The 22,321-nt window shown below is 69.1% G+C and carries 19 protein-coding genes; 11 read left to right on the top strand and 8 right to left on the bottom strand.

The features are described from left to right. Positions 1-133: 133 nt before the first annotated feature. From ACZ58N_RS32110 to ACZ58N_RS32100, 3 genes are all read right to left on the bottom strand, one after another. On the bottom strand, positions 134-1,183 hold the full coding sequence (locus ACZ58N_RS32110; protein ID WP_471167068.1) for a serine hydrolase domain-containing protein: 1,050 nt from the start codon (positions 1,181-1,183) through the stop codon (positions 134-136). Positions 1,184-1,350: 167 nt separating this feature from the next. Beyond that, entirely contained in the window at positions 1,351-1,980 is a 630-nt protein-coding gene (locus ACZ58N_RS32105; protein ID WP_471167066.1) for a restriction endonuclease, read from the bottom strand. Between the two features lie 790 nt (positions 1,981-2,770). Next, positions 2,771-3,937, bottom strand: a complete 1,167-nt coding sequence (locus ACZ58N_RS32100) for a magnesium and cobalt transport protein CorA (protein ID WP_471167063.1) — start codon at positions 3,935-3,937, stop codon at positions 2,771-2,773. Positions 3,938-4,210: 273 nt separating this feature from the next. Here ACZ58N_RS32100 and ACZ58N_RS32095 point away from each other — a divergent pair, with 273 nt between their 5' ends. Beyond that, entirely contained in the window at positions 4,211-5,347 is a 1,137-nt protein-coding gene (locus ACZ58N_RS32095; protein WP_471167060.1) for a winged helix DNA-binding domain-containing protein, read from the top strand. A gap of 45 nt (positions 5,348-5,392) precedes the next feature. Beyond that, complete coding sequence (locus ACZ58N_RS32090; protein ID WP_471167057.1) at positions 5,393-7,072, top strand: AMP-binding protein; 1,680 nt, start codon at positions 5,393-5,395, stop codon at positions 7,070-7,072. 24 nt (positions 7,073-7,096) lie between these two features. Here the strand turns inward: ACZ58N_RS32090 and ACZ58N_RS32085 are convergent, their stop codons facing one another. Further along, positions 7,097-7,585 carry a glutathione peroxidase gene (locus ACZ58N_RS32085; protein ID WP_389710423.1) on the bottom strand — a complete coding sequence of 163 codons (489 nt, stop codon included), beginning with the start codon at positions 7,583-7,585 and terminating at the stop codon, positions 7,097-7,099. Positions 7,586-7,718: 133 nt separating this feature from the next. Beyond that, positions 7,719-8,546: a hypothetical protein gene (locus ACZ58N_RS32080; protein ID WP_471167055.1), complete on the bottom strand. Its 828-nt coding sequence runs from the start codon at positions 8,544-8,546 to the stop codon at positions 7,719-7,721. A 266-nt stretch (positions 8,547-8,812) separates the two neighbouring features. Here ACZ58N_RS32080 and gcl point away from each other — a divergent pair, with 266 nt between their 5' ends. Both gcl and ACZ58N_RS32070 read left to right on the top strand, forming a co-directional pair. Next, positions 8,813-10,600 (top strand): glyoxylate carboligase, encoded by a 1,788-nt coding sequence (gene gcl, locus ACZ58N_RS32075; RefSeq protein WP_389710420.1) that lies wholly within the window; start codon positions 8,813-8,815, stop codon positions 10,598-10,600. Positions 10,601-10,803: 203 nt separating this feature from the next. Further along, positions 10,804-12,288 carry an APC family permease gene (locus tag ACZ58N_RS32070; protein ID WP_471167051.1) on the top strand — a complete coding sequence of 495 codons (1,485 nt, stop codon included), beginning with the start codon at positions 10,804-10,806 and terminating at the stop codon, positions 12,286-12,288. Positions 12,289-12,721: 433 nt separating this feature from the next. Here ACZ58N_RS32070 and ACZ58N_RS32065 read toward each other — a convergent pair whose 3' ends face one another. The 3 genes from ACZ58N_RS32065 to ACZ58N_RS32055 all read right to left on the bottom strand — a co-directional run bounded on the left by ACZ58N_RS32065 (position 12,722) and on the right by ACZ58N_RS32055 (position 16,211). Further along, positions 12,722-14,179 carry a catalase gene (locus tag ACZ58N_RS32065; RefSeq protein WP_471167113.1) on the bottom strand — a complete coding sequence of 486 codons (1,458 nt, stop codon included), beginning with the start codon at positions 14,177-14,179 and terminating at the stop codon, positions 12,722-12,724. 232 nt (positions 14,180-14,411) lie between these two features. Further along, positions 14,412-15,302, bottom strand: a complete 891-nt coding sequence (locus tag ACZ58N_RS32060; RefSeq protein ID WP_471167048.1) for a 2-hydroxy-3-oxopropionate reductase — start codon at positions 15,300-15,302, stop codon at positions 14,412-14,414. A 75-nt stretch (positions 15,303-15,377) separates the two neighbouring features. Continuing rightward, entirely contained in the window at positions 15,378-16,211 is an 834-nt protein-coding gene (locus ACZ58N_RS32055) for a TIM barrel protein (protein ID WP_471167046.1), read from the bottom strand. 126 nt (positions 16,212-16,337) lie between these two features. On the opposite strand from ACZ58N_RS32055, the gene ACZ58N_RS32050 reads away from it, so the two are divergent. The 7 genes from ACZ58N_RS32050 (at position 16,338) to ACZ58N_RS32020 (ending at position 22,300) form a co-directional block, all read left to right on the top strand. Next, positions 16,338-16,589, top strand: coding sequence for a thiamine-binding protein (locus ACZ58N_RS32050; RefSeq protein ID WP_471167044.1), 252 nt, complete (start codon positions 16,338-16,340; stop codon positions 16,587-16,589). Then, positions 16,586-16,981 (top strand): helix-turn-helix domain-containing protein, encoded by a 396-nt coding sequence (locus ACZ58N_RS32045; protein WP_471167041.1) that lies wholly within the window; start codon positions 16,586-16,588, stop codon positions 16,979-16,981. The genes ACZ58N_RS32050 and ACZ58N_RS32045 overlap by 4 nt, the downstream gene beginning before the upstream one ends. Positions 16,982-17,135: 154 nt before the next feature. Beyond that, positions 17,136-17,642, top strand: a complete 507-nt coding sequence (gene uraD, locus ACZ58N_RS32040; protein WP_471167039.1) for a 2-oxo-4-hydroxy-4-carboxy-5-ureidoimidazoline decarboxylase — start codon at positions 17,136-17,138, stop codon at positions 17,640-17,642. Positions 17,643-17,644: 2 nt separating this feature from the next. After that, positions 17,645-18,034: a hydroxyisourate hydrolase gene (gene uraH, locus ACZ58N_RS32035; RefSeq protein ID WP_281204049.1), complete on the top strand. Its 390-nt coding sequence runs from the start codon at positions 17,645-17,647 to the stop codon at positions 18,032-18,034. Position 18,035: 1 nt separating this feature from the next. Continuing rightward, positions 18,036-18,959 (top strand): factor-independent urate hydroxylase, encoded by a 924-nt coding sequence (pucL, locus tag ACZ58N_RS32030; protein ID WP_388902632.1) that lies wholly within the window; start codon positions 18,036-18,038, stop codon positions 18,957-18,959. 192 nt (positions 18,960-19,151) lie between these two features. Then, positions 19,152-20,555, top strand: a complete 1,404-nt coding sequence (locus ACZ58N_RS32025; RefSeq protein ID WP_471167034.1) for an 8-oxoguanine deaminase — start codon at positions 19,152-19,154, stop codon at positions 20,553-20,555. Positions 20,556-20,908: 353 nt separating this feature from the next. Further along, positions 20,909-22,300, top strand: a complete 1,392-nt coding sequence (locus tag ACZ58N_RS32020) for a nucleobase:cation symporter-2 family protein (protein WP_471167031.1) — start codon at positions 20,909-20,911, stop codon at positions 22,298-22,300. Positions 22,301-22,321: the final 21 nt, after the last annotated feature.

Here is a 22,321-nt window from a genome sequence, read left to right as displayed (position 1 = left end):
CGTCGGTGGGGATGGCGACCTGGATCTCATAGGAGTCGATTTGGTGCCCGACGGCTCGGTCATCTTGTACCAAACGGACCTCACCGCTGTTCCACATGATTGGATTTGGGCTCTTCCCCCGACAAAACCAGTCCTACGGCCGCAGATCGTCCTTAGCGAAGGCGAGCAACCGAAACTTGTTCCGGACGATCGTGAGGGGCTCGCGGTCGCGGTTGAATCGGAGTCTGTTGGTGAGTAGGACGGCCCAGAGATCTTGGGCAGGGCCGATCCACATGCCGGTGCCGGTGAACCCGTAGTGGACCCAGATGTCTTGCTCGGGTGCAGTGCCGGGGGCGGGGTGCCAGAAGAGGCCGCGGGCGGGGACGAGGTCGCCGGTGTGGAGGCGGAGCGAATCCTTGATCCAGGTCGAGCCGAAGGCGGTCTGGGTGGGGGTGAGCATGTGGCGAAGGAAGCGGGCGAGGTCGTAGAGGACGGAGAAGGTGCCCGCGATGCCGCAGACGCCGCCGAGGAGGCGGGCGGAGAAGTCGTGGGCGGTGCCCTTGACGTAGGTGCTCGTGGCCTCGTCGTACTCGGTGGGGGCGCAACGGACCGCCTCGGCATCGGATAGCGGGCTGAAGCGGGTCTGCGTCATGCCCAGGGGGTGCCAGATGCGGTCGGTGGCGAGCTGGTCCAGGGGCTGGCCCGAGAGGTGCTCGGCGAGGTAGCCGAGGACGAGGGCGGCTCGGTCGGTGTATTCGACGGCTTCGCCTGGCGGGCGGTGGAGGGCCTCGTGGAGGACTCCGTCGCGGATGTCCTGGGGGTCGGTGCCGTAGAGGTTCTTCAGGTTGGCGCGCAGCGGCAGGCCGGAGGTGTGGGTGAGAAGGTGGTGGGCCGTGGCCCGGGCTAGGGGATGGCCCGCGACTTCGTCCCAGAAGGTGCCCAGCGGTGTGTGGAGCTGAAGTTTTCCCTCTTCGACCAGGGTGCCGATCGTGGACCAGACGGCGAGGATCTTGGTGAGGCTGGCGACGTCGAAGACGGTGTCCAGCCGCATCGGCTCGTCCGGGTGGTCGGGGTCCAGGAGGCCGACGGCTCCGCTGGCCTGGATGCCGTCGGCGTTCCCGACCGCCCACACTGCGCCGGGATAGACCTCGTCGCGTACGCCGGTTTGGAGGAGGTCTTCGATCCGGTCGATGGTGTGGGTCATGGTCTCCCGATCGTCGTGGGCCGCAGGTGGTCCGCTGGCCAGGTTAGTGACGCGGCCATCGACGCACCGCTCGGCATGGTGCCCGAGTACGTACCGGAAGGCCTGGTCACGGCGTGAACAACGGGTGGCACAGCACATGCTGTGCCCCCCGCTTTCATTGGCGCGCCCTATTTGGGCCCTGCTATGCCCGCTCGGCGCCATGGCAGGCGGGAACTCGCGGGGCGCAGCTTGAGGAGCTTGTCCAAGGGTCTGCCTTCGTGGGCCCAGTGCTCCAGTCGGTTGCGGTCGATCCAGAACACGCCGTGCCGGTCCCCCCAGGCCATGGCGTCGCGGGTGAACGTGCCGTTGGTGACGACGACCGCGTGGTGTGCTCCGTGCACCGGACCTGCCGTGCCCTTCACCTGGTACATCACCGACGAGCCGACTTTTCCGCCGACGCGAGTGTGCTTGGCCTGCAGGACGATCCGCCCGAGCGGCACCCTGTCGCCGATTACGTCGGCTGCCTGGTCCCCGCCTCCGCCCACTTTTCTGGCTACCCAGCCGTCGCGGACGAGGAGGTCGCGCAGCGCGTACTCGAACTCCTTGTCGCCCATCAGGTCGAACTCCAGTAGGGCGATGCGCAGGAGATCCATCCTTTCGCCATCCGCGCGACGCCGACGGGAAATCCGAACCTGGCGTCCGGCCACGACGGTGGCCAGCGAGACGGTGATCAACGCCAGTATCGGCCAGGCCACGGCAGGCCTGGCCAGCAGGTTCCATGCGGCCTGAGCCAAGGCGACCGCGAGCGCCAGAGCCACGGCTGCTGCACCCAGGAGGTCCACGGTGCTGCGCGGACGCCATCGCAGCTTTCGTCGGAATCGCGCCGTCACTGCCCGCCCACCGGCACGGAGGCAGCTGGAATCGGAGCGGGCTGCTGTTCCGTCGAGCTGTCGCCGAATCCGAAGATCTGCCCCCATAGCCACACGAGTGCGCAGACGCCGGCCACGGCCCAGAAGCTCATCCCTTTGGCGGACTTTGGCCCCGGCTTGCGGCGGTTGTGGCTGCGAACGTGCACGAATCCGTCCGGAACCTTAGGCATGCTGTGTCCCTCCCCATACGGTCGCCCTGTGCGGCCCTGGATCGGTTGTAGCCGTGACCACTGACAAAAACTGAGGCCTCGTCACGATGAGTGCAAGGCAAGGGTGCAAGTCAGCCATAGCGGTCGGCGGCGCGTATTGGCCCTCATGGTCGCGTGACCTGCACCGCTCGGTTCCGAGTGCTTGCCGTACCGCGCCTATGCCCGGGGTGCTGAATGGCCTGTTCACGCGGAGCGCGGTGAGGTGGGAACGCGCTGGGCGCCGCCCCAGGAAGCGTAGCCAAGGCGGCCGCTGGAGGGCCGTCTCCGCACTCGACGCCGACACTCTCGGTGACGATTGGTGGTCGGTGGGCTGAGGTTGCGGGCCCAAGGGGCGCGTGGCTGGGGTGGGGCCCCCTAAGGATCCGCTGATCCCTGTGCAGCGCATTCTCCCCAGATTCTCCCCAGGGCTCAGAGTTGACTTCTCAGTAGCGTTCGCTGCAGCGAAGTTAATCGGCAGATCGGCCTGCCGTCTACAGCCAGTCGCGTTTCTTGAAGATGACGTACAGGCTGACGCAGACCACCGCCATCAGCAGGATCGCGAAGGGGTAGCCGCCCGCCCACTTCAGCTCGGGCATGTCCTCGAAGTTCATCCCGTAGATGGTTCCCACCAACGTGGGGGCGAAGAGGATGGCGGCCCACGAGGAGATCTTCTTGATCTCCTCGTTCTGTTCGAAGCCGGCTTCGGCCAGGGCGCGCATTTCGGCGTTCTGTTGTTGGGAGACCAGGGTGGCGTTGACCGTCAGGATCTCGGTGAGGGCTTGGCGGAAGCCGTCCACGCGTTCGCTGGTGTGGGTGACGTGGTCGGCGACGTCCCGGAGGTAGCGCTGGAGTTCCTCGTCGGTGCCGTACTTGGCGAAGCCGGCCATCAGGCCGTGGAGCATGCCGACCAAGGGGCGGGTGGCGCGCTGGAACTCGACCATTTCGCGGGAGAGTTCGTAGATGCGGCGCGAGACCGCCGGGTCGCCGCGGAAGACCTCGGTCTCGATCTCGTCGATGTCGGTCTGGACGCCCGCGACGACCGGCGCGTAGCCGTCGACCACCGCGTCGAGGATCGCGTACAGGGCGGCTTCCGGGCCGAGGGAGAGGAGGGCGGGGTTCTCCTCCATGCGGCGGCGGACGGAGGAGAGGTCGGGGGCGCCGCCGTGTCGGACGGTGATCAGGAAGTCCGGGCCGACGAAGACGTGGAGTTCGCCGAACTCGACCTCCTCCAGGGCGTCCAGGTAGCGGGCCGCGCGCAGGACGACGAACAAGGTGTCGCCGTAGCGTTCCAGTTTGGGGCGCTGGTGGGCTTCCAGGGCGTCCTCGACGGCGAGTTCGTGGAGGTTGAACTCGTGCGCGAGGGAGTGCAGTTCGGTTTCAGTGGGTCGATGGAGTCCGATCCAGGCCATGCCGTCGGGTTGTTCGCGCAGCTGCCGGAAGGTGTCGGCGAGGGTGGCCGGGGAGGCGATGCGCACGCCGTCGCGGTAGACGGCGGAGTCGATCACGCTGCGGTGGTTCGGTGGGGCAGCCGCGGTGGCCTCCGGTCCGCCGTCGGTAGGGGCGGGCCCGGTCGGGGGAGTGGGGCCGTGGCCGGACGGGCGGAGCCGGCCCGGGCGCTTCGCAGGCGGGGTGGGGCGGCGGTCTGGTCGCTCCGACATCGCAGGTCTCAGCTCCCGGTTGAACAGACGGACGTTTACGGGCCAAAGGCAGGATATAGGGCGATATCGATAGATGCCGGGGCCGGTAGGGAGGGGAGAGCGGGGAGGGGAGGCGGCGGCGGGGTGGGCAGTGCTGGAGGGAGGGGATCCGGGCGGCAGCCCGGAGGGGGCGGGAGGGAAGCCCGGAGGGGCGGGGCGGAAGCCCGGAAGGGCCGGGGCGGAAGTTCGGGATTGCGGACAGAAATGGTCCGCAATCGCCGTTAGCGTGTGGGCATGGCCTCCAGGACGAAGACCCCCGACCGGAGTCCCCTGATCGGGACCCGTGCCCTGAACCGAGCGACCCTTGCCCGGCAGCTGCTGCTGAGCCGGGTCGGGATGCCCGCGAGGGACGCCGTCGCGCACCTCCTCGGGTTGCAGGCGCAGAACGTGAAGCCCCCCTACTTCCAGCTCCACGCCCGCCTCGCCGGGTTCCGGCCCGCCGAGCTGGCCGGGCTCATGGAGTCCCGGGAGGTGGTCCGGATGGTGACGATGCGCTCCACCATCCATACCCACACCGCGCACGACGCCCTCACCCTGCGGCCCCTCGTCCAGGCCGCCCGTGACCGTGAGGTCGCCTACTTCCGCAAGGGGCTCACGGGCGTGGACCTGGACCGGCTCGCCGAGCGGGCCCGGGCCTTCATCGCGGCGGAGCCCCGCACGATGGTGGAGATCCGCGAGGAGCTCCTCGTCCACTGGCCGACCGCGGACCCGCAGTCGCTGTCGGTCGCGGCCCGCTGTCTGCTCCCGCTCGTGCAGGTCACCCCCCGCGGCGTGTGGGGTCGCAGTGGGCAGGTCCGGCTGGCCACCGTCGAAAGCTGGCTCGGGGCGGAAGCCGCCGCGGCGCAGCCCGTGGACGAGGTGGTGTTGCGCTACCTCGGCGCCTTCGGCCCCGCTTCCGTCAAGGACATGCAGACCTGGGCCGGTCTCACCCGGCTGCGGGAGGCCTTCGAGCGGCTGAGGCCGCGCCTGATCACTTTCCGGGACGAGAACGGCACCGAGCTGTTCGACCTGCCCGACGCACCCCGCCCCGACGCCGACACGCCCGCCCCACCGCGTTTCCTGCCCGAGTTCGACAACCTGCTGCTCTCCCACGCCGACCGCACCCGTGTCGTCGCCCCCGAGATCAAGGGCCGCACCTGGACGGGGAACCAGGCCCACCGAACCCTCCTCGTCGACGGGTTCCTCGCCGGGCTCTGGCGCCTGGACGACGCCGGAAAAGAGGGCCCGGGGACGGGCCCCGTCCTCACCGTCGAGCTGTTCGACACGCAGTCCCGGGCACGGAAGGAGGAGATCGAGGCCGAGGGGCAGGTCCTGCTCACCGGGATGGCCGGCGGCCCCGGATCCGTCCGCTTCGGGTCAATCCTGGGCTGACGCCGCCCTGGTGGACGGTACGTCCGGCGCGGCACGATGCCTGTCATGACGGAGAACAGCGCCACCGACAGCTTCCTCGCCGCGCGGGACTTCCTGCTCGCGCACCGCGGGGACTACGACGCCGCCCACACCGGATTCACCTGGCCCCGCCCGGAGCGGTTCAACTGGGCACTCGACTGGTTCGACCGGATCGCGACCGACAACGCCGCCGACGCGCTGCGCATCGTGGAGGAGGACGGCACCGGCCGCAGCGTCTCGTTCGAGGACCTGAGCGCCCGCTCCGCGGCGGCCGCGAACTGGCTCCGGGCCCAGGGCGTGGAGGCCGGCGACCGGATCCTGGTCATGCTCGGCAACCAGGTCGAACTGTGGGAGGTGATGCTCGCCGCGATGAAGCTCCGCGCCGTCGTCATCCCCGCGACCCCCCTGCTCGGGCCGGCCGACCTGCGCGACCGGGTGGAGCGCGGAGCGGTCCGCCACGTCATCGCCCGCACCGAGGACACCCCCAAGTTCGACGAGGTGCCGGGCACCTACACCCGGATCGCCGCGGGGGAGGACGTGCCCACCGGGTGGCGGCGGCTGGAGGACATGCGCCGGGCCGACCGGGAGTTCCGTCCGGACGGCGAGACCCTAGCCACCGACCCGCTGATGCTGTACTTCACCTCGGGCACCACCGACCGCCCCAAGCTGGTCGAGCACACGCACGCCTCGTACCCGGTCGGGCACCTGTCGACCATGTACTGGCTCGGGCTGCGCCCCGGCGACGTGCACCTCAACATCGCCTCGCCCGGTTGGGCCAAGCACGCCTGGTCCAACCTCTTCGCGCCGTGGAACGCCGGCGCCACCGTCTTCGTCCACAACTACGCCCGCTTCGACGCGGAGCGGCTGATGGCCGAGATGGACCGGGGCGGCGTCACCACCTTCTGCGCACCGCCCACCGTCTGGCGGATGTTGATCCAGTCCGACCTCACCCGACTGCGGAAGCCGCCGCGCGAGGTCGTCGCGGCCGGCGAGCCGCTCAACCCCGAGGTCATCGAGCGGGTACGGGAGGCCTGGGGCGTCACCATCCGCGACGGCTTCGGCCAGACGGAGACCACGCTGCAGGTGGGCAACTTCCCCGGTGTCCCCGTCAAGCCCGGCTCCATGGGCCGGCCGGCGCCTGGCTACACGATCGTGCTGCTGGACGCCGTCACCGGTGAGCCGTCGCCCGACGAGGGCGAGCTCTGCGTCGACCTGCGCACCCGCCCTGCCGGGGTGATGACCGGCTACCGCGACGACCCGAGCCGCACCGCCGAGGCCATGGCGGACGGGCTCTACCGCACGGGTGACATCGCAGCCCGCGACGCGGACGGCTATCTGACCTACGTCGGGCGCGCCGACGACGTGTTCAAGGCCTCCGACTACAAGATCAGTCCGTTCGAGTTGGAGAGCGCCCTACTGGAACACGAGGCCGTCGTCGAGGCGGCCGTCGTACCGGCGCCGGACGAGCTGCGGCTCTCCGTCCCGAAGGCGTACATCACCCTCGCGGAGGGCTGGGAGCCGGACAAGGAGACCGCCCGGGTGCTCTTCGAGCACTCCCGGGCGGTCCTCTCCCCGTACAAGCGGATCCGCCGCATCGAGTTCGCCGAACTGCCCAAGACCGTGTCCGGCAAGATCCGGCGGGTGGAGTTGCGGGAGCTCACCGCGGCCGGCTCCGCGGGGGAGTACGACGAGGCCGACCTGCGCTGAGCGGACGTACGGGGGCCTGCGGCCTCAGGCCGGGAGCTGCGCCTCGATGGCGGCGATGACCTCGGGGGCCTCGGGCTCGGTGCGCGGGCGGAAGCGCGCGACGACCTCGCCGGCGGGGGAGATCAGGAACTTCTCGAAGTTCCACTGGATGTCCCCCGCCTCACCGTCGGCGTCCGGAGTCCGGACCAGCTCCTGGTAGAGCGGGTGCCGGTTCTCGCCGTTGACCTCGGTCTTCTCCAGCATCGGGAAGGTCACGCCGAAGCCGGCCGCGCAGAAGGTCTGGATGTCCTCGGCGTTGCCGGGCTCCTGGCCACCGAACTGGTTGCAGGGCACGCCGATGACGGTGAAGCCCTTCTCCTCGTACTTGAACTGCAGGCGGGCCAGACCCGAGTACTGGGGGGTGAGGCCGCACTGCGAGGCGGTGTTCACCAGCAGGATGGCCTTGCCCTTGTGGGCCGCGAGGCTCGTCGGTTCGTCGGCAAGGGTGGTCAGCGGGATGTCGTACAGGCTCATCGGGCTCTCCTCGGCGGGGCGGCAACAACAGCAACAACAGCAATAAAAGCAATGACAGGAACAACAGCGACAACAGTGGCAGCGGCAACACCGATGCCAATGCCTACGGTGTCGACGACAACGATCTCCGAGCCTAGGCCCCCGTCGCGACGAGTTCGTCCGCCGGGTCGTTGACCGGCTGCGGCATGCCGGTCAGGTCCATGACGAACAGCGGTATGCCCAGGTCGTCCGCCCGGCTGCGGGCGTCCTCCGTATACCCGGCGAGGGAGAAGTAGACGCTCGTCGCGGAGGCCGTCAGACCGTTCAGCCAGACGCACTCCACGGCCCGTAGTCCGGCCGGGGTCGTCGTCGGATCCACCTGCGCGACGACTCCGGGTGCCCGCAGGTCCACCGCGGCCGACGGGATGGGCAGCCCGTCCGGCCGGCGGACGTCCTGGAAGCCGAGCCACCGCAGGTACAGCGCGGCCGTCGCCACCGCGTCCCGGGCCGTGCGGATGGTCACCGGCCGGAACGCGGGCCGCGGCACCGGTGGCCTCCCGCCCGCACCCGCACCCGGGCCCCCACCCACGTCCGCCCCCGCACCCGCACCCGCGCCGGGGCGCCCGGGTGCCGGGGGTGCGGCGGATGGGGTGGCGGTCGGCGGCGTCGCACCACCGACCCGGTCGGCGTCGTCCGCGGGAGCGGCCCGCCGCGCCTCGGGCGGGTGGACCGGGATCAGCACCACCGTTCCGCACGATCCGCACCCCACCTCCGGGTGCGGCCATTCGCTGTCCCGCCCGCAGGCCCCGCACCGCACGGTCACCCAGCTCTGCGACCAGGTGCGGTGCGTGAGCGTGAGCGGTGGCGCGGTCAGGTCCAGCGCCGGTGTGACCGGGCTCCCGCAGGCGCAGGGGAAGACCGGTGAGGTGTAGCCGTTCTCGCGCATGCACTCCGGGCAGCGCACCGGTACCGCTTCCGCCATGTGAAAAGGACCCCCTCGTCGCTGTGCGTAGGTCCATGCTCCACCACCCGCGACCGAGGGGGCGTGCCGGCCCGCGGATTGCCCCGGAATCGAGCCGGCGGCCCGGTCATTTGTGCAACTCACCGAAACAGATGCGGCTTTTGGTGCGTTCCGGGGTGTCCTCCCGCCTTGACGTGCGACAAGCCGCCGCTTAGCTTGTTCCGTATAGCAGAACAAAACTTCCGGATTACGGAAAAGCCTGACCGTCGGACCCGCAGGAGAACTCGATGCCCCGTATGACAGCCGCCGCCGCTGCAGTGGAGATCCTCAAGCTTGAGGGCGTTTCGCAAGCCTTCGGCGTGCCCGGCGCAGCGATCAACCCGTTCTACCGCGAGCTCAAGAACGTGGGCGGCATCAGCCACACGCTCGCCCGCCACGTCGAGGGCGCCTCGCACATGGCCGAGGGGTACACGCGTGCCAAGGCCGGCAACATCGGTGTCTGCATCGGTACCTCCGGCCCCGCCGGCACCGACATGATCACCGGCCTGTACTCGGCGATCGCGGACTCCATCCCGATCCTGTGCATCACCGGTCAGGCCCCGGTCTCGAAGCTCCACAAGGAGGACTTCCAGGCCGTCGACATCGCCTCGATCGCCAAGCCCGTCACCAAGAAGGCCACGACCGTCCTGGAGGCCGCGCAGGTCCCGGGCGTGTTCCAGGAGGCCTTCCACCTGATGCGCTCCGGCCGTCCGGGCCCGGTCCTGATCGACCTCCCGATCGACGTCCAGCTGACCGAGATCGAGTTCGACCCGGAGACCTACGCGCCGCTGCCGGTCTACAAGCCGCAGGCCACCCGCGCCCAGGCCGCCAAGGCCCTGCAGTTCCTGCTGGAGTCGGAGCGCCCGCTGATCGTCGCCGGTGGCGGCATCATCAACGCCGACGCCTCCGACCTGCTGGTCGAGTTCGCCGAGCTGGTCAACGTTCCCGTCATCTCCACCCTGATGGGCTGGGGCACCATCCCGGACGACCACGAGCTGGCCGCCGGCATGGTCGGTGTCCAGACCGCGCACCGCTACGGCAACGCGACGTTCCTGGAGTCGGACTTCGTCTTCGGCATCGGCAACCGCTGGGCCAACCGTCACACCGGTTACAACCTGGACGCCTACACCAAGGGCCGCAAGTTCGTCCACGTCGACATCGAGCCCACGCAGCTCGGCAAGATCTTCGCCCCGGACTTCGGCATCGCCTCCGACGCCAAGGCCGCGCTGGAGCTCTTCATCGAGATCGCCAAGGAGCTCAAGGCCGAGGGCAAGCTGCCGGACTTCTCCGCCTGGACCGCCTCGGCGCAGGACCGCAAGGCGACCCTGCAGCGCCGTACGCACTTCGACAACATCCCCCTGAAGCCGCAGCGCGTCTACGAGGAGATGAACAAGGCGTTCGGTCCCGAGACCCGCTACGTCACCACCATCGGGCTCTCGCAGATCGCCGCCGCGCAGTTCCTGCACGTCTACCGCCCGCGCAACTGGATCAACTGCGGCCAGGCCGGCCCGCTCGGCTGGACCATCCCGGCCGCGATCGGTGCCGCCACCGCCGAGCCGGAGACCCCGATCGTCGCGCTCTCGGGCGACTACGACTTCCAGTTCATGATCGAGGAGCTGGCGGTCGCCGCCCAGCACAAGGTCCCCTACGTCCACGTCCTCGTGAACAACGCCTACCTGGGTCTGATCCGTCAGGCGCAGGGCGGCCTCGGCATCAACTTCGAGGTCAACCTCGAATTCGAGAACATCAACACCCCCGAGCTGGGCGTCTACGGCGTCGACCACGTCAAGGTCGCCGAGGGCCTGGGCGTCAAGGCCATCCGCGTCACCGACCCGGACAAGCTGGGCGAGGCCTTCGAGGAGGCCAAGAAGCTGGCCCAGGAGTTCCAGGTCCCGGTCGTCGTCGAGGCCATCCTGGAGCGCATCACCAACATCGCGATGAGCAAGACGGTCGACATGAGCGACGTCACCGAGTTCGAAGAGCTCGCGACCGAGCCGGGCCACGCCCCGACCGCGATCAAGGCCCTCCAGGTCTGATCACCCCGCACCACCCGCCGGCCCCCGTCACTCCACCAGGAGCGGCGGGGGCCGGCCGCGTCGCGGGGGGCAGGTGGTCTGCGGTCCGCGGCGCCCGTTCGGGGCCCGGCCGTGCGCGTCGGGCCCGCGGGTGCGGAACGCGGGCGGCCGCGGGGGCACACTGGCCGGGCCCCGGGCCCCCGACCCCAGGGCGCGGAGAGGCGGTGGCCGAGGTGGCACAGGCTCCTACGGGCGGACGGGACGGCGGCGCCCCCGACGGGCCCGGCGGCTACCGACAGGAACTGAAACGCACCCTCGGCTCGTTCCAGGTGTTCGCGATCTCGTTCGCGTTCATCTCGGTGGCGGTCGGGATCTTCGCGACGTACGACCAGGTGCTGCTGACCTCCGGGCCGGTCGGGATCTGGCTCTGGATCGTCGCGGCGGTGGGGCAGACCCTGGTCGCGCTGGTCGTCGCGCAGTTCGCGGCCCGCATCCCGCTGAGCGGCTCCTCCTACCAGTGGGCCTCACGGCTGGCGAGCCCGCGCACGGGCTGGTGGTTCGGCTGGCTGACCTTCTGCTACCTGGCGATCGCCGTGGTGGCCATGGACAGCGCCCTCGCCTCGCAGGCGTTCATGCCGCTCGTCGGCCTCGCGCCGGAAGAGGGCACGGCGCGCCTGATCACGGTGGTGGTGCTGGCCGTCCAGGCCCTGGTGGCCATCGCCTCGACGCGCCTGGTCAGTTGGATCAACTCGGTCGCGGTGGGACTCGAAGTGATCCTCGTGGTGCTGGTGGCCGCCGCCCTCGTCGTCGCCGTGCTCGTCGCGGGCGGGGGCTCGACCGGCAACCTCACCTCGCGGGGCGTCGCCGTCCACGCCCCGGACTACTTCGGCGTCGGGGGCGGGCTGATGCTCGCCATGATCATGGGGCTGGCGACCCTCGTCGGGTTCGACTCCGCGGCCAACCTGGCGGAGGAGGCCAAGGACCCCTACCGCAGCGTCCCGCGCGCCATCGTGGGGTCGGTCGTGGCGGCCGGGGTCCTCGGCATGCTCTTCCTGATCACGCTCACCGTCGCGATCGAGGACCTGCCGCGGATCAGCGCCGACCCCTCGCCCGTCGCGGCGATCCTGCGCGAGCGCCTCGGTCCGGCGGCGGAGAGCGGGCTGCTGGTCGCGATCTCGTTCGCGTTCTTCGGCGCCGGGGTCGTCGTGATGGTCGCCTGCTCGCGCCTCGTCTACGCGATGTCGCGCGACGGCCGGTTCCCCGCGTACCGCACGATGCGCCGGGTCAACCCGCGTACACGGACGCCGATCCCCGCGACCCTCCTGATCCTCGGGCTCGGTGTCGTCCTGATGGTCGGACTGCCCGGCGCCGCGCTGCTGGAGCTGATCACCGCGTCGACGATCCTCCCGGCCCTCATCTACGGCGCGACGATCGTCCTCTACATGGCTGTGCGCCGCCGGCTCGGCCGCCAGGAGGGCGCCTTCGGCCTCGGCCGTCTGGAGCTTCCCGTCGCGGTCTGCGCACTGGTGTGGACGCTCCTGGCGCTGTTCGTCCTGGTGGCGCCCGCGGAGGCACTGGTCTCCGTGGTGATCGTGGCCGGCCTGCTCCTGCTGGGAGGGCTGTTCTTCCTCGGCATGCTGATCTTCGACCGCGAGGCGCTGCGGAGGGCGCCCGGCGACGACGCACACGCGTCCGCCGACCGCGTCTGACCGGGCACCGGCACGGCGGACACCGCCCACCGGGCATCGCACACGACAAAGCGCCGAGTCACGGGACCGTCCGTGACTCGGCGCTCTGGTTTGGTACCGCCCGACGGGGCGAGGCTGGCGCGACAGGACGTTCGCACCGCCGGGCGGAGTGCCGGGGGGAGGTTGTCCTCTCCCGTAGGAGGGGGCTCTGTGCGTAGCCCCTCTTACGAGGAGGATGTGGCTGGGACCGTGGCGGGCGGGCGACGAGAACTCCGGCGTCGTCTCCCTCAGGTCAAGAGACGGGCCTCGGAACCCATTACCACCGCACTGGCTCGCACGCTCGCCACGGTCCTCGTCCTGCCCTCACCGCGTACCACCCCTCATCCGGGTCCACGGGTCGGGCTCAGCACCCGGGGCCTGACCTCCCGTCAGGCCCCCGGTACAGCTTTCAGGCTCAGGCGTCGCGCAGGGCGCGGACGGCCTCCTCGACGCGCTTGCCGTAGTCGGCGTCGGCGGCGTGGAAGTGAGCCAGGTTCTTCTCGATGACGTCCTCCAGGGTGACCTGGGAGAGACCGCCGGCGATGTTCGCCACCAGACGCTCCTTCTCGGCCTCCGACATCAGCCGGTACAGCTCGCCGGCCTGGAAGAAGTTGTCATCCTTGGTGTGGGCCGGGGCCTCGTGGGTGCCGGTCCAGCCGGAGACGGCCTTCGGGGCGCCGAGCGCGAGACCGGTCTCGGCCGGACCCTGGTACGAGTTGGGCTCGTAGTTCTTGTCGTGGCGCGAGCCGTTGCGCAGCGCCATGACGCCGTCGCGGCCGTAGTTGTCGGCCTTCGTCGCCTTCGGGGCGTTGACCGGCAGCACGGTGTGGTTCACACCGAGGCGGTAGCGCTGGGCGTCGGCGTAGGCGAAGAGGCGGCCCTGGAGCATCTTGTCCGGCGAGGCGGTGATGCCCGGGACGAAGTTGTTCGGGGAGAACGCCGACTGCTCGACCTCGGCGAAGACGTTGTCCGGGTTGCGGTCGAGGACCAGACGGCCCACGCGCTGCAGCGGGTAGTCGCTGTGCGGCCACACCTTGGTGAGGTCGAACGGGTTGAAGCGGTAGTCCGCGGCCTCGGCGGCGGGCATGATCTGGACGTAGAGGGTCCAGCTCGGGTTCACGCCGCGCTCGATCGCCTGGAGCAGGTCGGTCTGGTGCGAGTTGGCGTCCTTGCCTATGAGCTCGGCGGCCTGGTCGCCCGACAGGCAGCGGATGCCCTGGTTCGTCTTGAAGTGGTACTTGACGAAGAAGGACTCGCCCTGCTCGTTCGTCCACTGGTAGGTGTGCGAACCGTAGCCGTTCATGTGGCGGTAGGACGCCGGGATGCCGCGGTCACCCATCAGCCAGGTGATCTGGTGCGTCGCCTCGGGGGCGTGCGCCCAGAAGTCCCAGACGTTGTCCGGCTCCTGCTTGCCCGTGAAGGGGTCGCGCTTCTGGGAGTGGATGAAGTCGGGGAACTTGATCGGGTCCTTGATGAAGAACACCGGGGTGTTGTTGCCGACGAGGTCGTAGTTGCCCTCTTCGGTGTAGAACTTCAGCGCGAAGCCGCGCGGGTCGCGGACGGCGTCCGCGCCACCGAGGGAGTCCGCGACGGTGGAGAACCGCAGGAAGGTCTCGGTCTTCTTGCCGACCGTGTTCAGGAACGCGGCGCTGGTGTACGCGGTGACGTCGTCCGTCACCTCGAAGTGGCCGTACGCGGCGGAACCGCGGGCGTGCACCACGCGCTCCGGGATGCGCTCACGGTTGAAGCGGGCAAGCTTTTCGAGGAGCTGCTGGTCCTGGACCAGGAGCGGGCCACCGACGCCGGCGGTGGCGGAGTTCTGATTGTCGGCGACCGGGGCGCCGGACTCGGTCGTCAGCGTGCGCTTCGACATGGTGACCTTCCGTACGGATAACTGCTGACGGAATCGGTCTTCCGTCATGCGGAACAGCCTAAATTCGGCTCGAACGCGACGTCAACAGTTTGTTGAACAAAGATTGGAGGAGAGGAAATCCGGACGGTGCCGGTGCTTGGGCGCGACAGGACAGGTGTCAGCACCGGCACCATCCGGACACTCGGGGTCCCCGTGAGGGGAGGAGCGGCCCGCGGGGCGGGCCGCGGCGGGATCAGACCTGGTCGCCGGAGAGGCGCTCGACGGCGCGCAGCAGCGCGGAGTGGTCCAGGCCGCCGTCGCCCTGGGCGCGCAGCGAGGCGACCAGCTGGGCGACGACCGCGCCGACCGGAAGGGCCGCACCGACGTTGCGGGCGGCGTCGGTGACGATGCCCATGTCCTTGTGGTGCAGGTCGATCCGGAAACCGGGCTTGAAGTCGCGGTTCAGGAAGTTGTCCTTCTTGCGGGTCAGGACCGTGGAACCGGCCAGACCGCCGTTGAGGACGTCCAGGGCGGCCTGGAGGTTCACGCCCGACTTCTCAAGGAAGACGACGGCCTCGGCGCACGCCTGGATGTTCACCGCGACGATGAGCTGGTTGGCGGCCTTCACCGTCTGGCCGGAGCCGTGCGGACCGCACAGGACGATGGTCTTGCCGAGGGTCTCCAGGACCGGCAGGGCCTCGTCGAAGTCGGCCTGCTCGCCACCCACCATGATCGACAGGACGGCCTCGATGGCACCGGCCTCGCCACCGGACACCGGGGCGTCGATGACGCGGATGCCCTTCTCGGCGGCGTTCTTCGCGAGGTCGATCGAGGTCTGCGGGGTGATCGACGACATGTCGACGATCAGCGCACCGGACTTCGCGTTCTCCAGGATGCCGTTCTCACCGTAGGAGATGGCCTCGACCTGCGGGGAGGCGGGCACCATCGTGATGATGACGTCGGCGTCCTTGACGGCCTCGGCGATCGAGCCGGCCGCGCTGCCGCCGGCGGCGGCCAGGCGGTCCAGCTTGTCCTGCTCCAGCGTGAAGCCGGTGACCGTGTAGCCGGCCTTCAGGAGGTTCTCGGCCATGGGGGAGCCCATGATTCCGAGACCGATCCAGGCGATCTTGGGGAGGTTGCTCATGATGAGGGTCCTTCTCTTAATGCTTTGTACGAAAAGTGCGGGGGGTGCCTGGCTGATCGCCTGGACTTTGTCCGCCTATCGGGCGGCGCGGGCCTCGGCGGGCAGCCATGCGAAGGACGCGGCGGCGTCGGCCGCCTTGTACTCCAGGCCCACCCAGCCCTCGTATCCGGCCTTCTTCAGCTGGTCCAGGAGCGCCTCAAGAGGCAGCTCGCCGGTGCCGGGGGCGCCGCGTCCGGGCTTGTCCGCGATCTGGACGTGACCGGTCTTGGCGGCGTACTTTTCGATGACCTCGGAGAGGTCCTCATCGTTCATCGCCAGGTGGTACAGGTCGAGCAGGAACTTGGCGTTCCCGAGGCCGGTGGCCTCGTTGACCTTGTCCACGACCTCGATGCCGGCCGGCGCGCTCACCAAGGGGTAGAGCGGCGACTCGGGCTTGTTGAGGGTCTCGATCAGGAGGATCGCGCCGACGCGGTCGGCGGCACGGGCGGCCACGACCAGGTTCTTCAGCGCGAGCTCGTCCTGGACGGCCGGGTCCACGCCTTCGACGCGGTTGCCGTACAGGGCGTTCAGCGCCTTGCAACCCACCGAGGCGGCGAAGTCCGCCGCGACGTTGATGTTGGCGTTGAAGCGGTCCGACTCGTCACCGGGTACCGAAACCGCACCGCGGTCCGGGCCCGGCAGTTGGCCGGCGTAGAAGTTCAGGCCCACGAGCTGGGTGCCCGCGTCCTCAAGAGCCTTCTTGAGGGCGTCGAGCTCAGCCTGTGCGGGGGTGGGGGTCTCGATCCAGGGCCACCACAGCTCGACCGCCGTGAAGCCCGCCGCGGCGGCAGCCGCGGGACGCTCCAGGAGCGGGAGTTCCGTGAAGAGGATCGACAGGTTTACATCGAAGCGCTGGTCCGTGTATCCCATGAGGGGTGTGCGCTCCTTCCGTATTGCGGAAGTTATTTTCTGCTTGATGGAAGACTGCATGGGATTCTGCGCCGATGTCAAGTGCGGACTCCCGAAAAATCGTGACCGCGCAGTAGGTTGACCTGCGTGCGATTGAGAGTGGAGTTCACGACCGAGCCCTTCGATCTCGAAGAGGCCCCCGCCCATGCCGTGGCCGCTCGCGAGGTCATCCAGAAGGCCCAGCTGGACGCGGTGGACGTCGGCCCGTTCGGCAACACCGCCGAGGGCGAGGCCGACCGGGTGCTGGGCGCCGTGGCCGCGCTGCTGCGCGATTCCCTGGAGGCCGGCGCGACGCGCGTCTCGCTCCAGGTGAACGTGATCAGGGAGGAGACCTCGTGACCGAGCCCCGTGATCACCCCTTCGTCGCCGCGGTCAAGCCGCTGATCGACGCGATGGGCGGCGAGCTGATGGATCCGACCCTGGCCCAGCCCGACGACGTGGTGCTGAGTTGGGAGGGTCGGGAGCTGTTGGCGGTGCGCCTGCCCCAGCTGTCCGACTCGCTGGACCACATCCTGGCCGCCCTGGAGCGCCGGCACGGCGTACCGTTGGCGCAGTTGGACCGCAAGGCCAAGCAGGACGTGGTGCGGATACTGGAGGCGCGGGGCGCCTTCTCCGTGCGACACGGGGTGGAGACGGTCGCCGGAGCGCTGGGCGTGAGCCGCTTCACCGTCTACAACTACTTGAACCGGGATTCGGCCACTCCGAAAGGGCCCAAGAACAGCCAAGAGTGAACCCACGATCACCATTGGTCACGAGCCGCCGCCCAATTCACCCGGGCGGCGGCTTTTGTGTACGGGAAGTTTCAACAAAGTGTTGACGCCGTGTTGTCGAGGGCGTTAGCTATGCGCAGCCCGTCCAAGCAACAACAGGCCACGGAGGCCTACCGTGACTTCGAGTCCGACCCCGGGTCTCACCCGGTTCAACGCCTTGGCCGACAGCGAGGCCACGGCCGAGCTGCACGAGGTGTGCGCCAGCTCGGCGTGGGGCGACAAGCTCCTCGCCCAGCGCCCCTTCGCCACCGCCGACTCCCTGTTCGCCGCGAACGAATCCGCCATGGCGGAGCTCACCGCGGAGGACCTGGGCGAGGCGATGGGAGGCCACGCGCCGATCGGCCGGCCGAAGCCGGGGGACCCGACCTCCGCCCGCGAGCAGCGCGGCATGGCCGGCGCCTCGGAGGAGCTCAAGAACGAGCTCCTCGAACTGAACCTGGCCTACCAGGACAAGTTCGGCCACGTCTTCCTCATCTGCGCCACCGGTGCGACCGGTGAGTTCATGCGGGACGCGGTCAAGGTCCGGATCGACAACTCGCCGGAGCAGGAGCGGGAAATCGCCCGCGGCGAGCTCGTCAAGATCAACAAGATCCGCCTGACCCGACTCGTAGAAGGAGAGTGACCATGAGCACGGCAACCACCGCCTCGGTGTCCACTCACATCCTGGACACCAGCATCGGCAAGCCCGCCGAGGGCGTCGCCATCTCCCTGTCGGCCCGTACGGGTCTCGACGGCGAGTGGGCGGCCCTGGGCGGATCCGCCACCGATGCGGACGGACGCTGCAAGGACCTGCCGGCGCTGCCGGAGGGCACCACCCACGTGCGTCTCGACTTCGAGACCGAGACGTACTTCTCCAAGAAGCAAGCCGAGGCGCAGCAGGACGCCCCCCGCGTAAGGGACAGCGGTGCGTTCTTCCCCGAGGTCACCATCACCTTCGCGGTGAACCCGGGCGAGCACTACCACGTACCGCTGCTGCTCAACCCGTTCGGCTACTCCGTTTACCGAGGGAGCTAGCATGGCCACGATTCTGGGCCAGAACCAGTACGGCAAAGCAGAGAACCGCGTCGTCAAGATCACGCGGGACGGCGACACCCACCACATCAAGGACCTGAACGTCTCGGTCGCCCTCTCCGGCGACATGGACGACGTCCACTACTCCGGCTCGAATGCCAACGTCCTGCCGACGGACACCACCAAGAACACGGTGTACGCGTTCGCCAAGGAGTACGGCATCGAGTCCGCCGAGCAGTTCGGCATCCACCTGGCGCGCTGGTTCGTCAACAGCCAGGAGCCGATCCAGAAGGCCCGCATCCGGATCGAGGAGTACTCCTGGTCCCGGATCGCCACCTCGGACGCCAACTCCAAGTTCATCGGCTCCGACGAGGTGAACCACTCCTTCGTCCGCAACGGCGGCGAGACCCGCGTCACCCAGATCACGTACGACGGCAAGAACTGGGAGGTCATCTCCGGCCTCAAGGACCTCGTCGTCATGAACTCCACGAACTCCGAGTTCTGGGGTTACGTGAAGGACAAGTACACGACGCTGAAGGAGGCCTACGACCGCATCCTGGCCACCCAGGTGTCGGCCCGCTGGCGCTTCGCCTGGTCGGACGACGACCAGCGCATGCCCAACTGGGAGAAGTCCTACGCCGAGACCCGCAAGCACATGCTGCAGGCCTTCGCCGAGACCTACTCCCTGTCGCTCCAGCAGACCCTGTACCAGATGGGTTCGCGCATCATCAACCACCGTTCGGAGATCGACGAAGTCCGCTTCTCGCTCCCGAACAAGCACCACTTCCTCGTCGACCTGGAGCCCTTCGGCCTCAAGAACGACAACGAGGTGTACTTCGCCGCCGACCGCCCGTACGGGCTCATCGAGGCGACGGTCCTCCGCGACGGCGTTGACGCCCGTATCCCCGTGGACATGACCAACCTCTAGGGCGCGGCACGCGTTCCCCGGGGCTCCGCAGTGGCCCCGGGGTGCGCGACACCCCCACAACTTCCTGAATCGGCACCCGGACGCAACACACGGGGCGGCAGTACTGTCAGCTGCCAAGGCCCCCGGCTCCGGCACTCAAATCCCCTGGGTTTTGCCGTGCCCGCACCGCCACTGAAAGCACGAGGAAGTCCCATGGCAGCATCGGCAGCCCCTGACAGCGCCGTCGAGCGCATCGTCATCGAGAACTGTGCGATCGCGACGGTCGACGCGAACGACACCGAGTACGCCTCGGGTCACGTCGTCCTCGCCGGCAACAGGATCGAGTTCGTCGGCGCGGGCAAAGCCCCCGCGAACCTCGAAAACGTAGTCCGCCGCATCGACGGCACCGGGCACCTCGTGACTCCCGGTCTGGTCAACACGCACCACCACTTCTACCAGTGGATCACGCGTGGCCTGGCCACCGACCACAACCTCTTCAACTGGCTCGTCGCGCTGTACCCGACGTGGGCGCGCATCGACGAGCAGATGACGTACACGGCCGCGCAGGGCTCCCTCGCCGCGATGGCCAAGGGTGGTGTGACCACCGCGATGGACCACCACTACGTCTTCCCCGCGAACTCCGGCGACCTGTCCGGCTCGATCATCCGCGCCGCGTCCGAGATGGGTGTCCGCTTCACCCTCGCCCGCGGCTCGATGGACCGCAGCGAGAAGGACGGCGGCCTGCCGCCGGACCACGCCGTCGAGACCCTCGAAGGCGCGCTGGCCGACACCGAGGCGACCGTCAAGCGCTACCACGACGCCTCCTTCGACGCGATGACGCAGGTCGCCGTCGCCCCCTGCTCCCCCTTCTCCGTCTCCACCGAGCTGCTGAAGCAGGGCGCCGAGCTGGCTCGCCGGCTGGGTGTGCGCCTGCACACGCACGGCTCCGAGACCGTCGAGGAAGAGCAGTTCTGCAAGGAACTGTTCGGCATGGGCCCGACCGACTACTTCGAGTCGACCGGCTGGCTCGGCGAGGACGTGTGGATGGCGCACAGCGTCCACATGAACGACTCCGACATCGCCGCGTTCGCCCGCACCAAGACCGGTGTCGCGCACTGCCCGTCCTCCAACGCCCGTCTGGCCGCCGGCATCGCCCGCGTCCCGGACATGCTGGCCGCCGGCGTACCGGTCGGCCTCGGCGTGGACGGCACCGCCTCCAACGAGTCCGGTGAACTGCACACCGAGCTGCGCAACGCGCTGCTGATCAACCGCCTCAACCCGGTCCACCGCGAGCGGGCCCTCAACGCCCGCCAGGCCCTGCGCCTCGGCACCTACGGCGGTGCCCAGGTCCTCGGCCGCGCGGACAACATCGGTTCGCTGGAGGTCGGCAAGTGCGCCGACCTGGTCCTGTGGAACCTGAACACCCTCCTGCACTCCTCGATCGCCGACCCGGTCACCGCGCTGGTCTTCGGTGCGGCGGCCCCGGTGACGGCCTCGTTCGTCAACGGCAAGCAGATCGTCGAGAACAACCGACTGCTCTTCGCCGACGAGGACGCCATCGCGGTGTCCACGCGGCAAGAGGCCCAGCGCCTCGCGCGGATCTCCGCGCAGGCCTGATCCCCCGGAGTCCGGTCGGGGGGGACGGCCCCCGACCGGCGGTCGCGGACCCGAGCGGGGTCCGCGGCAGCCGTTCCCGGGAAGCGCCCGAGGAGAGATCCGAGGGCGCCCCCGGGGGCGGTGACTCGTGACAACCACCCGACCGCGGCACAGGCCCCGGGCCCGTGCCACGGCACCACCGGCCCCGGCGCGGGCCATCCGTGGAACCGATTTGGGCGAATCGTTTCCGCACCCCTTGGGACAAGCAGTCGAAGTGCCACCCACAACTGAAGACAGGCTCGACCAGCACGCTTTCGCACCACCTCCATGACACCCACGTCCCTGCCGACGTGTCTAACCGACCGGAGGAAGCCGTGGCCGCAACGCCCAGGTTTCGCAAAGATGCAGTCGTAGTACCGGAGGGGAAGCACCCGGTCGACGAGACCTTGCCTCCGCTGAAGATGTTCACCAGCGGCCTCCAGCACGTGGCCGCCATGTACGCGGGTGTCGTCGCCCCGCCCATGATCGTCGGCCCGGCCGTCGGACTCTCCGCCACCGAGACGGCCTTCCTGATGGGGGCCTCCCTCTTCACGGCGGGCCTCGCCACCCTCCTCCAGACCCTCGGGTTCTGGAAGATCGGCGCCAAACTCCCCTTCGTCAACGGCGTCTCGTTCGCCGGCGTGACCCCGATGATCGCCATCGGCAAGGGGGAGGGGGACAACGCCATCCCCATCATCTTCGGCGCGATCATCGTCGCCGGACTCGTCGGCTTCCTCGCCGCCCCCTACTTCGGGAAGCTCGTCCGCTTCTTCCCACCCGTGGTCACCGGCACCGTCATCACCCTGATCGGTGTCTCCCTGCTCCCGGTGGCCTTCAACTGGTCCCAGGGCGGGAACAGCGCCGCCCCCGACTACGGCTCGATGCAGAACATCGGCATGGCCGCCCTCACCCTGGCGATCGTCCTGCTGATGCGCAAGTTCCTGCGGGGCTTCCTCCAGCAGATCTCCATCCTGCTGGGCCTGATAGCGGGCACGCTCATCGCGATACCGCTGAACATGACCAACTTCGACGCCATCCGCAACGCGGACGTCGTCGGCTTCCCGACCCCCTTCCACTTCGGCGCACCGCAGTTCCAGGTCGCGGCCATCATCTCGATGTGCATCGTCATGCTCGTGTGCATGACCGAGTCCACCGCCGACATCCTCGCCCTCGGCAAGATCGTGGGCCGGCCCGCCGACGCGAAGACCATCGAGGGCGGCCTGCGCGCCGACACCCTGGGCAGCGCGATCAGCCCACTGTTCAACGGCTTCATGTGCAGCGCCTTCGCACAGAACATCGGCCTCGTGGCCATGACCAAGGTGCGCAGTCGGTTCGTCGTCGCCGCGGGCGGCGGCATCCTGATCCTGCTGGGCCTGTGCCCGATGGCCGCCTCCGTCATCGGAGTCGTCCCGCTGCCCGTCCTCGGCGGCGCCGGCGTGGTCCTCTTCGGCTCCGTCGCGGCCAGCGGCATCCAGACCCTGGCGGGCGCGGCCATGGAGAAGGGCGAGAACGCCCTCATCGTCGCCGCCTCCATCGGCATCGGCCTGATCCCGATCGCCGCGCCGCAGTTCTACCACGCCTTCCCGAAGGACCTCCTCGTCGTCCTCGACTCCGGCATCAGCACCGGCTGCGTGGTGGCGATCCTCCTCAACCTGGCCTTCAACCACCTCGGCGCCAAGAAGGGCGCAGCGTCCGAACCGGCCAAGGAACCGGCCTTCGTGCACTGACGCCCCCTCACCGACCGGCGT

This window comes from Streptomyces sp. NPDC040432 (genome assembly GCF_055595445.1).
This window is presented reverse-complemented; position numbering and strand designations above follow the sequence as displayed.